Source organism: Variovorax restrictus, from assembly GCF_051216715.1.
Lineage (GTDB): Bacteria > Pseudomonadota > Gammaproteobacteria > Burkholderiales > Burkholderiaceae_C > Variovorax.
Window position 1 is genome coordinate 272,222 of record NZ_JBPJZH010000001.1, and the last position, 12,623, is coordinate 284,844.

12 protein-coding genes are annotated in these 12,623 nt (G+C 68.5%); 11 read left to right on the forward strand and 1 reads right to left on the reverse strand.

Annotation, left to right across the window (positions count from 1 at the left end):
* The first annotated feature begins 165 nt into the window (after positions 1–165).
* Genes ACSFA0_RS01330 through ACSFA0_RS01340 form a run of 3 tightly spaced genes read left to right on the forward strand, consistent with a single transcriptional unit; the run spans position 166 to position 4,966 of the window.
* A complete protein-coding gene (locus ACSFA0_RS01330) occupies positions 166–2,241 on the forward strand; it encodes a VIT and vWA domain-containing protein (protein WP_435448435.1) in 2,076 nt (691 codons plus the stop codon).
* A 21-nt stretch (positions 2,242–2,262) separates the two neighbouring features.
* Positions 2,263–3,699, forward strand: coding sequence for an exosortase Q (gene xrtQ / locus ACSFA0_RS01335; RefSeq protein WP_435448436.1), 1,437 nt, complete (start codon positions 2,263–2,265; stop codon positions 3,697–3,699).
* A gap of 10 nt (positions 3,700–3,709) precedes the next feature.
* Complete coding sequence (locus ACSFA0_RS01340) at positions 3,710–4,966, forward strand: biosynthetic peptidoglycan transglycosylase (protein ID WP_435448437.1); 1,257 nt, start codon at positions 3,710–3,712, stop codon at positions 4,964–4,966.
* A gap of 16 nt (positions 4,967–4,982) precedes the next feature.
* Here ACSFA0_RS01340 and ACSFA0_RS01345 read toward each other — a convergent pair whose 3' ends face one another.
* The gene (locus tag ACSFA0_RS01345) at positions 4,983–5,135 is read right to left on the reverse strand and encodes a hypothetical protein (protein WP_435448438.1); all 153 of its coding nucleotides are present in this window, start codon (positions 5,133–5,135) and stop codon (positions 4,983–4,985) included.
* 144 nt (positions 5,136–5,279) lie between these two features.
* Between ACSFA0_RS01345 and ACSFA0_RS01350 the strand changes: the two genes are divergently transcribed.
* From ACSFA0_RS01350 to ACSFA0_RS01385, 8 genes are all read left to right on the forward strand, one after another.
* On the forward strand, positions 5,280–6,380 hold the full coding sequence (locus tag ACSFA0_RS01350) for an ABC transporter ATP-binding protein (RefSeq protein WP_435448439.1): 1,101 nt from the start codon (positions 5,280–5,282) through the stop codon (positions 6,378–6,380).
* 53 nt (positions 6,381–6,433) lie between these two features.
* Entirely contained in the window at positions 6,434–7,714 is a 1,281-nt protein-coding gene (locus ACSFA0_RS01355) for an ABC transporter substrate-binding protein (RefSeq protein WP_435448440.1), read from the forward strand.
* 4 nt (positions 7,715–7,718) lie between these two features.
* Positions 7,719–8,636 carry an ABC transporter permease gene (locus tag ACSFA0_RS01360; RefSeq protein ID WP_435448441.1) on the forward strand — a complete coding sequence of 306 codons (918 nt, stop codon included), beginning with the start codon at positions 7,719–7,721 and terminating at the stop codon, positions 8,634–8,636.
* A complete protein-coding gene (locus ACSFA0_RS01365; RefSeq protein ID WP_435448442.1) occupies positions 8,633–9,523 on the forward strand; it encodes an ABC transporter permease in 891 nt (296 codons plus the stop codon). Before ACSFA0_RS01360 ends, ACSFA0_RS01365 begins: the two co-directional genes overlap by 4 nt.
* An 8-nt stretch (positions 9,524–9,531) precedes the next feature.
* A complete protein-coding gene (locus ACSFA0_RS01370; RefSeq protein ID WP_435448443.1) occupies positions 9,532–10,266 on the forward strand; it encodes an aspartate/glutamate racemase family protein in 735 nt (244 codons plus the stop codon).
* Between the two features lie 91 nt (positions 10,267–10,357).
* Positions 10,358–10,684 (forward strand): thioredoxin family protein, encoded by a 327-nt coding sequence (locus ACSFA0_RS01375; protein WP_435448444.1) that lies wholly within the window; start codon positions 10,358–10,360, stop codon positions 10,682–10,684.
* An 81-nt stretch (positions 10,685–10,765) separates the two neighbouring features.
* Positions 10,766–11,836: a flavodoxin family protein gene (locus tag ACSFA0_RS01380; protein WP_435448445.1), complete on the forward strand. Its 1,071-nt coding sequence runs from the start codon at positions 10,766–10,768 to the stop codon at positions 11,834–11,836.
* 188 nt (positions 11,837–12,024) lie between these two features.
* On the forward strand, positions 12,025–12,591 hold the full coding sequence (locus ACSFA0_RS01385; RefSeq protein WP_435448446.1) for a Spy/CpxP family protein refolding chaperone: 567 nt from the start codon (positions 12,025–12,027) through the stop codon (positions 12,589–12,591).
* Positions 12,592–12,623 lie beyond the last annotated feature (32 nt).

A 12,623-nucleotide genomic window follows, 5' to 3' on the forward strand; every position in this document is an offset into this window, starting at 1 on the left:
TGTTCGAAGGCCCGATGAAGTCGAGCGACGGCTTGGCGCACATCGACTTCACACAGACTTCACACAGCGCGAATTCGCTTCTCATCGGCTTCGCGCGGCGCTTCGACAGTCCTTCCCATGCCTCCGCAGTCCGCGGGGCAACAGGACCACACGAGGACGAACGCCATGCAACACACCACCACACAGCCGGGTCGCTGGAGCCGTTGGCTCTGGGCCGGCACCCTGGCCTTGGCTACTACCGCTTTCATGGCACTCACCGCACGGCCGCTCCACGCGCAGGAAGCCACGGGCCCGCGCCTGAAGACCGAGAGCTCGTACTTCTTCGTGAACGGCGACGAGCCCGGCGTCGATGCGCTGCCGCTGAAGAACACCGCGGTCGACGTGAAGATCTCCGGCGTCATCGCCGACGTGACGGTGACGCAGACCTACCGCAACGAAGGCCAGCGCGCCATCGAGGCGAAGTACGTGTTCCCCGGCTCCACCAAGGCCGCCGTCAGCGGGCTCAACGTGCGGCTGGCCGACCGGCTCATCACCGCACAGATCCGCGAGAAGCAGCAGGCGCGCATCGAATACGACACGGCCAAGAAGGAAGGCAAGACGGCTGCGCTGCTCGAGCAGCACCTGCCCAACGTGTTCCAGATGAACGTCGCGAACATCCTGCCGAACGACGAGGTGAAGGTCGAGCTGCGCTACACCGAGCTGCTGGTGCCGAATGCCGGCAACTACCAGTTCGTGTTCCCGACAGTGGTCGGGCCGCGCTACAACAGCCCCCAATCGGAACAGCGGGATGCGAAGTGGGTGGCGCAACCGGTGTTGCGGGCCGGGGTTCCGTCCACTGCGGGCTTCCAGCTCAAGGTCGCGCTCGACACGCCGATGGGTTTGAAAGAAGTGCGTTCGGCCACGCACGCCATCGACGTGAAGAAGCGCGACGAGGACCGCCATGCCGACGTCGCCCTCACGCCCACGCCGGAGTCCGCTGCCAACCGCGACTTCGTGCTCGACTACCGCCTGGCCGGCGAGAAGATCGAATCGGGCCTGATGCTCTACAAGGGGCAAGGCGACGGCGCAGAGAACTTCTTCCTCGCGATGGTCGAACCGCCGAAGTCGGTGGCGGCCAGCGCGATCTCGCCGCGCGACTACATCTTCGTCGTCGACATCTCCGGCTCGATGCACGGCTTTCCGCTCGACACCGCGAAGACGGTACTGGAGCGCCTGATCGGTGGCCTGCGGCCGAGCGACACCTTCAACGTGCTGCTGTTCTCGGGCAGCAGCAAGATGCTCGCGCCGCAGTCGGTCCCGGCCACGCGGCCCAACATCGAGCAGGCGCTGGCGACCATCCAGAAGTACAGCGGCGGCGGCAGCACGGAGCTGATCCCCGCATTGAAGCGCGTGTACGCCGAACCCAAGGCGCCCAACGTGTCGCGCACGGTGGTGGTGGTGACCGACGGCTACGTCACGGTCGAGCGCGAGGCCTTCGAACTGGTGCGCAAGAACCTGTCGAAGGCCAACCTGTTCGCCTTCGGCATCGGCTCCTCGGTCAACCGTCATCTGATGGAAGGCCTGGCCCGTGCCGGCATGGGCGAGCCCTTCATCATCACCGACCCGATCCAGGCGCCCGAGCAGGCCGCGCGCTTCCGCCGCATGGTCGAGTCGCCGGTGCTGACCAACGTGCGCGCGACCTTCGGCGGCCTCGACGTGTACGACGTCGAGCCGACCGTGCTGCCCGACGTGCTGGGCGAGCGGCCGGTCATCGTCTTCGGCAAGTGGCGCGGTGACGCCAAGGGCCGCGTCGTGATCGAAGGCCAGAGCGCCAGCGGACCGTACCGCCAAGAGATCGCCATCGACGGCCGCACGCCGCAGAACGCCGCCGCGCTGCGCGCGCTGTGGGCACGCCATCGCATCGCGGCGCTGAGCGACCAGGAAGCTTTGGAAGGCGGCGACAGCTTCGCGAAAGCCATCACCGAACTCGGCCTCAAGTACAGCCTGCTGACGCAGTACACCAGCTTCATCGCGGTCGACAAGGTGGTGCGCAACGTCGCGCCGCAGAACGCGGCGAGCGTCGATCAACCCTCGCCACTGCCCAAGGGCGTGAGCGAACTCGCCGTGGGGCAGGCATTGGGCGCGGAGGTGCCGAGCACGCCGGAACCCGAGATGCTCGGTGCGGTGGCCGTGGTGTTGTCGATGCTGGCCATGCTGCGCCGCCGGGCGCGTCGGCAGAACCCGCGGCGCTTCACCGCCTGAGCGCCATCGGGAGTCCTCGACATGAACCTCGCGACCATCGCCTCCGCCCACCCGCGCGTCATCGACGGCGGCATCCGCCTCGACCGCGTGCCCGCCGCCGCCTGGCTGGCCCTGCAGACCGCGGCCCTGTGGCCGACGTGGACCTGGATGGCCCGCCGTGTCGGGGACGGGTCGGACGACCCGCTGGGGCTGCTGGCCATTGCCGCGCTCGTGGCGCTGGTCGCATCGCTGCGTGGCGAACTGCGCGCGGCACCGCGGCTGGGCTGGCTGCTGTTGGCATCGCTCGGAACGTTGGCGGCCACAGCACTGCACGGCGTGTTGCCGCCCTTGCTGTCGGGCCTGGTGGCCGTGCTGGCCTGGGCCTGCGGCCTGCTGGCCTTCCTGCCGCGCCGCGTCGCGGCACTGCCGGTCGCGGGCCTCGCTGTGCTGGCGCTGCCGCTGCTGTCGTCGCTGCAGTTCTATGCGGGCTACCCCTTGCGCGTGCTGACGGCGGAGGCCAGCCGCTGGGTGCTGATGCCGGGCTTCGACGTGTCGCGCGAAGGCAGCACGCTGCTGGTGGACGGTCGCCTGGTCATCGTCGACGCGCCCTGCTCCGGCGTGCAGATGGTGTGGCTGGGTTACTTCACGGCCTGCGCGGTCGCGTTGTGGGCGCGTCGCAGCGACCGCAGTTTCGCGGCGCGTCTGCCGGTCGTCGGGCTGCTGGTGCTGGCCGGCAACGTGGTGCGCAACAGCGTGCTGGTGGCGCTGGAAGGCGCCGGCCAAGCGCCAGCGCCGGGGGTGCATGACGCGCTGGGGCTGCTGGTGTTGGCGGCGGTGTGTACCGGCATCGCCCGGGCGATGGGGCGCGCAACGCCGGCGGATGCGTCGGCGTCGCAGGCTGGGCTGTCGATGCCGTGGCTGGAACGCTGGCTGGCCAACCGCTTCGTCCACCGCATCGCGCACAAGGCGCTGTTCGGTGTCGCCATGGCGGTGTGCGCTTTGGCTTCGGTGGCGCAGGCATGGCAGGCCCCGGCATCGCTGCCCGCGCAGGCCTTCCACGAATGGCCGTCGACCTGGGACGGCGCACCGCTGCGGCCGTTGGCGCTCAGCGAGGTGGAACACCGCTTTGCGCAGCGCTTCCCCGGCGCCATCGCGCGCATGACCGACGGCCAAGGCGTCTTCGTGCTGCGCCATGTTGCATCGCCGACGCGCATGCTCCACCCGGCGGCCGACTGCTACCGCGCGCTGGGCTACCGGGTGACGCAGGTCCGGCTGGAGAACGATGCGCAGCAACGGCTCTGGCGCTGCTTCGCCGCGGTACGCAAGCACGGAGAAACCCTGCGCGTGTGCGAGCGCATCGTCGACGCCGACGGCCGCGCTTTCACCGACACTTCAGCCTGGTACTGGGCTGCTGCGGCCGGGCGATCCCAAGGCCCGTGGCAGGCCGTGACCGTGGCAAGTTCGATGGGAGAACCGTGAGTCATTCGCCGTGAAAAGAGCATTGCGCCTGTTGTCGTTGAGCCTGCTGGCTTTGGTCGTCACCGCCGGCGTCGCGCTCGCGCTGATCGTGAAACTGGTGCTGGCGCCGTCCACCGGCGAGTGGGCGACCGACGTGGGCCCGCCCGCGCTGCGTCTCACGGTCGGCGTGCCGACGACCATCCGCCTGGCGACGTCGTCCTGGTTCGCCCCCCATCTGGCCGGCCGTTCGATCGCCACCGACCACGGCACCCTGCACTTCGACTGGGCCGAGGCCACACAGAGCCTGGCCCTGCGCTGCGGCCCCTGCGCTGTCGACCTTCCCGCGCTGGGTGCGCAGCCGATCCAGGTCGCGCAACTGAGCGCCACCGTGCGCCGCGATGGCCACCTGCTCAATGGGCGCTTCGAGGCCACGCCCGGCGGCGACGCCGAGCCACCGCTGACGGGTCGCTGGAACGGGCGCCTGTCGCAGAAGGGCCTGCAGCTGGCCTTCGACGCCGACGACGCACCGATCGCCCGCTGGTACCAGGTCGTCGCCCCGTCGCTGCCCGAGCTCAAGCAGGCGCGCATCGGCGGCACGCTCGGCCTGCACGCAGAACTCGGCCTGCCAGAAGGCGCGGTCGCGCTGCGTCCGCGCATCGCGGCTTTCACCGTGGAAGGCCTGGGTTCCGAGGCCCTGCTCGGCGCACGCAGCAGCTGCGGCCCCTCGGCCAGGCTGACCGCCGACAGCTGGCTCGCGCGTGCAGTCATCTCCGCCGAAGACCAGCGCTTCTTCCAGCACCCGGGCTACGACCTGGAGGAGCTCGGCGCCGCGCTGGCGGCGAACCAGAAGAGCGGCGGTGTGGAGCGCGGCGGCAGTACGCTGACGCAGCAATTGGCCAAGCTGGCCATCACCGGCTCGGAGCGCAGCGGCGAACGCAAGCTGCGCGAGATGCTCTATGCGGTGGAGATGGAGCAGACGCTGGGCAAGGCGCGCATCCTGCAGCTCTACCTCGACAACGCGCCCTGGGGTGGCACCCTGTGCGGCGCCGAGGCCGCGGCCAGGCGCTACTTCGGGCGCAGCGCCCGTACGCTGGAACCCGCGCAGGCCGCATGGATGGCTGCGATGCTGCACAAGCCATCGGCCGAGTTGTCGCAATGGCAGGCCACCGGCAGCATCGACGCGGCGCGCTTCAAGCGGGTGGCCGAGGGCATCCGCGGCATCAGCCGGGCGCAGCGCGAGGCGCTGCTACGAGGGGTGGCGGCGGCGAAGTTCGTGGCGCCGTCGTGAACGCGTCGCCTGCCGCTCAGCCCAGCCGCGACACGATATAGGCGAGGCTCGTGACGAGCGTGATGTGGATCGCGTACGGCACGCGGTTCTCGGGTTGCGTCCCCATCACGGCGATGGTTCCGAGCACGAGTGTCAGCAGGCCGAGGCCGATCATCGTTTGGAAGTCCATGGGGTGCGCTGCGAGCGGCAGAAGCTGCCGAAAGCCCTGAGGCGGCTGTGGAAAGATGCAGATGGTAACGAGTTCATCTGATCCGAAACTTGCGCACGCATTTGGTGCATGTGCGACTGGCACATGTCTTGCGGAAGCGCCTGCATGGACGTCGCCACACCGCCCCCCGCCGCTGTCGAAGTGATCGCGCTGACCAAGCGCTACGCGGCCGGCACGCCCGCTGCGGTCGACCAGATCGACCTGCGCATCGCCAGCGGCAGCTACTGCTGCCTGCTGGGCCCGTCGGGCTGCGGCAAGAGCACCACCCTGCGCATGATCGCGGGGCACGAGTCGGTCAGCAGCGGCGACATCCTGCTGGACAACCGCAACATCACCGACCTGCCCGCCGCCGCGCGTGGCACGGCCATGATGTTCCAGAGCTTCGCGCTGTTCCCGCACCTCTCGGCGCTCGACAACGTGGCCTTCAGCCTGAAGATGAAGGGCATCGGCAAGGCCGAGCGCCAGAAGCGTGCCGGCGACCTGCTCGAACGGGTGGCGATGGGCCATCTGGCCGAGCGCAAGCCGGGCGAACTCTCTGGCGGCCAACAGCAGCGCGTGGCGCTGGCGCGCGCGCTGATCACCGAGCCGCGCGTGTTGCTGCTCGACGAGCCGCTGTCGGCGCTCGACCCCTTCCTGCGCATCCAGATGCGTGCCGAGCTGCGCCGCTGGCAGAAGGAACTGGGCCTGACCTTCATCCACGTCACGCACTCGCAGGAAGAGGCGATGGCGCTGGCCGACACCATGGTCGTGATGAACCACGGGCTGATCGAGCAGGTCGGCTCGCCGCACCAGGTCTACAACCACCCGTCCAGCGAATTCGTCGCGCGTTTCATGGGCGGCCACAACGTGCTCGACACGCCCGCCGGCCCGATCGCCGTGCGCAACGACCACATGCAGATCGCCCCCGACACGGCCGGCCCCGGCCTTGCCGCGCATGTGACCGATGTCGAATACCAGGGCACCTACGTGCTGCTCGGCCTCGCCCTCGACGGCGTGGCCAAGGACCGCCAGACGGTCTCGGTGCTGCTGGGCGAAGCCGTCTTCCTGGCGCGGCCCTATGCCTCCGGCGACGCGGTGCGCCTGACCTGGGCCGAGGCCGATGCGCGGGTGCTCGGCCCCGGTGCCCAGCGCCCGGCCGACCGCTCGGCCGCCGCCGCGCCGGCCGAGCGAGACGACACCGCAGCCATCGCCGCCTTCGTGGCCTGAATCTGCCAGAGCCCGCGATCCCTTCTTCTCAAACCAGCAACCGGAGACCTTCCATGTCCGAACCCATCGACACGTCCAGCCACGGCCTGCAGCGCCGCACCCTCATCCAAGGCGGCGCCGGCCTGGCCGGCATCCTGGCCAGCGGCATGGCGCCCTTCGTCCATGCGCAGGAGAAGATCGTGCTGCGCTACCTCGGCACCGCGGTGAACCAGGACAAGGCGATCGCCGAGAAGTTCAAGGCCGACACCGGCATCGAGATCCAGTACGTGGCCGTGACCACCGACGACGTGACCAAGCGCGCCGTCACCGCCCCCAACAGCTTCGACCTGATCGACACCGAGTTCTTCTCGCTCAAGAAGATCGTGCCGACCGGCAACCTGAAGGGCATCGACACCAAGAAGATCAAGAACGCCGACAAGATCACGCCGCTGTTCACGCAGGGCATGGTGGCCGGCAAGGCCGTGGGCGACCAGGGCACCGCGCCCAAGAAGGTGATCTACCTCGAAGGCGAGAAGAGCAAGAAGTTTTCGGCCACGCCGACGGAGTACATGTCGCTCATCCCGACCGTCTACAACGCCGACACGCTGGGCATCCGCCCCGACCTGATCAAGCGCCCGATCGAATCGTGGGCCGAGCTGCTCAACCCCGAGTTCAAGGGCAAGGCCGCGATCCTGAACATCCCGTCGATCGGCATCATGGACGCCGCGATGGTGGTGGAGGCCAAGGGCATCCACAAGTACAAGGACAAGGGCAACATGACCAAGGCCGAGATCGACCTGACGATCAAGACCCTCATCGAAGCCAAGAAGGCCGGCCAGTTCCGCGCGCTGTGGAAGGACTTCAACGAGTCGGTCAACCTGATGGCAAGTGGCGAAGTCGTGATCCAGTCGATGTGGTCGCCGGCCGTGACGGCCGTGCGCACCAAGGGCATCGCCTGCAACTTCCAGCCGCTGAAAGAAGGCTACCGCGCATGGGCCGCGGGCTTCGGCCTGCCGGCCACGCTCAGCGGCAAGAAGCTCGACGGCGCCTACGAATTCATCAACTGGTTCCTCGACGGCTGGGCCGGCGCGTACCTCAATCGCCAGGGCTACTACAGCGCCGTGCTCGACACCGCCAAAGCCAAGATGGACGCCTACGAGTGGGCCTACTGGATGGAAGGCAAGGCCGCCTCGCAAGACATCAAGAGCCCGAACGGCGACCTGCTGGCCAAGGCCGGCGCGATTCGCGACGGCGGCAGCTACGAAGCGCGCATGGGCGGCATCGCCTGCTGGAACGCGGTGATGGACGAGAACGAGTACATGGTCAGGAAGTGGAACGAGTTCGTCGCCGCCTGATCCCGTGAGCGCCCCCACCACCAGCGCGCACGCGCCAAGCCCGTCTGTCCATGCCGCCAAGGCCTGGTGGCAGGCGGCGCCGTTCGCGCTGGTGTTCCTGCTGTTCTTCCTGATTCCACTGGCGCTGGTCGCGATGGTCAGCCTGTGGAACTTCAACGAGTACGAGCTGATCCCCGCGATCACGCTGCGCAACTACCTCAGCCTCTTCGAAGGCTGTTCGCAGCTCACCGACAACGGCGACCTGTGCGTGACGCTCAGCACCTACATCAGCACGCTCAAGTTCTGCGTGCTGGTATGGGGCATCACGCTGCTCATCGGCTTCTCGGTCGCGTACTTCCTGGCCTTCCATGTGCGCTCGTCCACGATGCAGACGGTGCTCTTCGTGCTGTGCACCGTGCCCTTCTGGACATCCAACGTGATCCGCATGATCTCGTGGGTGCCGCTGCTGGGCCGCAACGGGCTGGTCAACCAGGGGTTGATGGGCATCGGCCTGGTGAACGAGCCGGTCGAGTGGCTGCTGTTCTCCGACTTCTCGGTGGTGCTCGCCTTCGTGCACCTCTACACGATGTTCATGATCGTGCCGATCTTCAATTCGATGATGCGCATCGACCGTTCGCTGCTCGAAGCCGCCAGCGACTCGGGCGCCACCGGCTGGCAGACGCTGTGGAACGTGATCGTGCCGCTGTCGCGCACCGGCATCCTGATCGGCTCGATCTTCGTCATCACCATCGTCATGGGCGACTTCGTCACCATCGGCGTGATGGGCGGCCAGCAGATCGCCTCCATCGGCAAGATCATCCAGGTGCAGACCTCGTACCTGCAGTTCCCGCTGGCGGCGGCCAACGCGATGATCCTGCTGGCTGTGGTGCTGATGATCATCTGGGGCCTGACGCGGCTCGTCGATATCCGGAAAGAACTATGAGCAACCGTATCGGCGAAAAACGCGCTGCAGGCTTCTGGCCTTTAGCCATCGTCTTCGCGCTCTTCGTGCTGTTCCTCTACGGCCCGATGATCACGATCTTCGTGCTGAGCTTCCAGGGCCCCGAGGGCGGCCTGACCTTCCCGCTGCGGGGCGTGTCGCTGCACTGGTTCTACAAGCTGGCCGAGGGGCTGGGCACGGTCGACATCGGCGCCGCCTTCCGGCGCTCGCTGGCGCTGGGCGCGGTGGTGATGGCCTTCACCGTGGTGCTGTCGGTGCTGGCGGGCCTGGCCTTCCGCAAGAAGCTGGCGGGCAGCAACCTGCTCTTCTTCGTCACCGTGGCCAGCCTGATCATGCCGTCGATCATCATCTCGCTGGGCATCGGCCTGCAGTTCCGGCTGCTCGACACCGGCATCAAGGAAGCACTGACCCTGCTGGGCGCCACGGACATGCTCGAGAACTACGGCACCGCGCTCGGCCTGTTCAGCTCGGCGCTGGGCGCGCACCTGACGTGGACGCTGCCCTTCGGCCTGCTTATCATGTTCGCCGTGTTCAACCGCTTCAATCCGGCCTACGAAGAAGCCGCGCGCGACCTGGGCGCGACGCCGTGGCAGGCTTTCCGCCACGTGGTGCTGCCGCTGATCGGCCCGTCGATCGTCGGCATCGGCATGTTCGGTTTCACGCTCAGCTGGGACGAGATCGCCCGCACCTCGCAGGCCATCGGCGACGTCAACACGCTGCCGCTCGAGCTGCAGGGCCTCACGTCCACCGTGACCACGCCGTCGATCTACGCGCTGGGCACGGTCACCACCATCGTGTCGCTGGGCGTGATGGCGATCGCGCTCGGTGGGGCCTCGTTGCTGCGCCGCCGTTCCACCCGTCGTCGTTGAGGTCCCCCGTGCCGCGCCTGCTCGTCATCAACCCCAACACCTCGACGTCCGTCACGGCGCTGCTGCAGTTGCATGTGCAGAAGGCGCTCGGCCAAGCGGTGGACGTGCAGAGCGTCACGGCCCGCTTCGGCGCGCCGTACATCTCGTCCGAAGCCACCTATGCGGTGGCGAATCATTCGGTCATCGACGCCTGGGCTGCCGCCGTCGCGAAAGACGGTTGCAAGCCCGACGCCGTGCTGATCGGCTGCTTCGGCGACCCGGGCCTCTTCGCGCTGCGCGAAGGCGCCGGCGTGCCGGTGGGTGGGCTGGCCGAAGCGGCCTTCTCGGCGGCTGCGTGGCATGGCCGCTTCGCCATCGTGACCGGCGGCGAGCGCTGGCGCCCGATGCTCTCGCGCCTGGCCGGCGCGCTGGGCCACACGCAGACGCTGGCGGGCATCCACACGGTCGCGCCGACCGGTGCCCAGCTGATGGCCGACCCCGCCGGCGCGCGCCAGTTGCTGGCCGACGCCTGCTGCCAGGCAGCCGAGCGCTTCAAGGCGCAGGCCGTGATCCTCGGCGGCGCCGGGCTGGCCGGTATCGCGGCCGACATCGCCTCGCAGGTGCCGGTGCCGCTGATCGACAGCGTGCAGGCCGGCGCTGAGTGGGCGCTCGATGCCTTGCGCCGCAAGGCCCCCGGTTCGGCCGACGAGCGCTTCGGCGTGGCCTGGCAGAACGTGTCGTGGGAAATGACCGCCCTCGAATGACTCTGCGCTGCCAGCGCGCAGCGGCCTCGACCGACGACAGCGAGGCGCGACCCGTGCCACCATGGCGCCAGACCAAGGAGCACGACGAACCATGAGTACACCCTATATCCCTGAGTCCGACACCCGGGCCGAGCTCGACCAGTGGCGCGGCGCCGCGGTGGTCGACTTCGGCACCAACTGGTGCGGCCACTGCCAGGCCGCACAACCGCTGGTCGACGCCGCGTTCGCGGAGCATCCGGACGTGCGGCATCTCAAGGTCGAAGACGGCAGCGGCCGGCCGCTCGGCCGGTCCTTCCGCGTCAAGCTGTGGCCCACGCTGGTCTTCCTGCGCGACGGCCAGGAGGTGGCGCGACTGGTGCGCCCGACCGACCCGGCGGCCATTCGCGACGCCCTGGCGCGCATCGCAACAACCGCCTGATCCGCTGTCGGCTGCGGCCTACCGCGGCTCAGGCTGTCCCGGGGCAAGCGGCTCGCCGCCTGGCCCCTAGAGTCGCCGACCATGACGGACGTACGAAAAGGCCAGGCCCCGGCCACCCTGGGGCGCGATGCATTCCACCGACGCTTCATCCAGGTGTTCGAGGACCCGGCCTTCGCGGCGGAGAAGCAGGCCCTGGCGCGTCTGGAGGACATCGCCTGGCAGGCCTACGACGAGGGACGCAAGGCGCCGGTCACGCGCCGCGCCGGCGAAGGGTTCGCTGATCCGGACTACGAGATCTCTGTCGAATGGCTGGAAGCCAGTGCGCGACTCCAGCGTGCACAAGCCGCCTGGGGCGCGCCGGGCAAGCCGTCGCGCGTGCTGTTGGTCAACGGCTCGCCAAGGAATGACGGCACCTGCCCCGGCGAGATGTCCAAGACGCACCGGATGGTTCAGCTGGCGAAGGCCGAACTCGAAGCGGCGCAGATCGAGGTGGACGTGCTCGACCTGAGCCGTCTCACCTCGGACTACGACCGGCGGATCCATCCCTGCAAGGCCTGCGTGTCAACCGCGATGCCGCTGTGCCACTGGCCCTGCAGCTGCTACCCCAACCATTCGCTGCGCCAGACCGGTGACTGGATGAACGAGATCTACGAGCAATGGGTGTCCGCGCACGGTGTCATCCTGATGTCGCCCACGCACTGGTACCAGTCGCCCAGCGTGATGAAACTGATGATCGACCGGCTGGTCTGCGCCGACGGCGGCAACCCCGACCCGAGCAGCACCCACGGCAAGAAGCCCGAAGAGGCCAAGGCGCTGGAACTCAAGGGCTGGGACTACCCGAAGCACCTGGAAGGCCGGATCTACGGCGTTGTCGTGCACGGTGACGTCGCCGGCGTCGAAAGCCTGCGGCGCAACCTGAGCGACTGGCTCGACTGGATGGGCCTGATCGACGCCGGCATGCAGGCGCGGCTCGATCGCTACCTCGGCTACTACGAGCCCTATGCGACCAGCCACGAGGCGCTGGACGCCGACGAGAAGCTGCAGGAGGAAGTGCGCAACGTGGCCCGTGCGGTAGGCCGTGGCGTCGCGTCGCTGCGCGCCGGCACGCTCGTCGTGCCCGACCGCGGGCTGAGGCGCCCGCGCGCCAAGTAGTCGGCCGGTTCACGGATCTTTACGCGCGCTCACGGCGCGTTGACCTGCGCGGCAAGCGGCCGAAACATGCGGCCGACACACTTCCCTTCACCTGCTGCCGATCGGCGACAGGCAGGACCCAGGCACCGCAGCCTCGATGAACGATCCCGCGGCAGGCCGGCGTCCTCACACTGAAAGGAAACGCTCTCATGATCTCCGCACGTCAACGCATCCTGTGGGCCAGTCTGCTGGCCTCGGCCACCTTCGCCGCATCGGCCCAGACGCCGCCGCCCTCCAACGTACCGACGGCCATCACCCAGGCCGCCTCGCCGGCCCAGGCCGATCAGCGTGCCCACAAGCCGCACGACGGCAAGGGTTTCGAACGCATGCAGGAGCGCCGCGCCAAGCACTTGGCCGAACTCAAGACCAAGCTGAAGATCGAGGCTTCGCAGGAAGGTGCGTGGTCGAGCTTCACCAGTGCGATGCAGCCACCGGCGAAGGGCGCGCAGCGCTCCGACCGTGCGGCCATGCGCGCCGAGTTCGAGAAGATGACCACGCCGCAGCGCCTGGACCGCATGCAGGCCCGCCAGAGCGAGCGCGCCGCCCGCTTCGCCCAGCGTGCCGACGCGACCCGCGCCTTCTACGCCGCGCTCACGCCGGTGCAGCAGAAGACCTTCGACGCCGAAGGCATGCGCTTCGGCCAACGTGGTGGCCATGGCCGGCACGGCCCGCATCATGGTCCCGACGGCCATCGCCCGGCACCTGCGAAGGGTTGACCGGCTGCCAATGAAAAAGCCCGCGGCAGTGA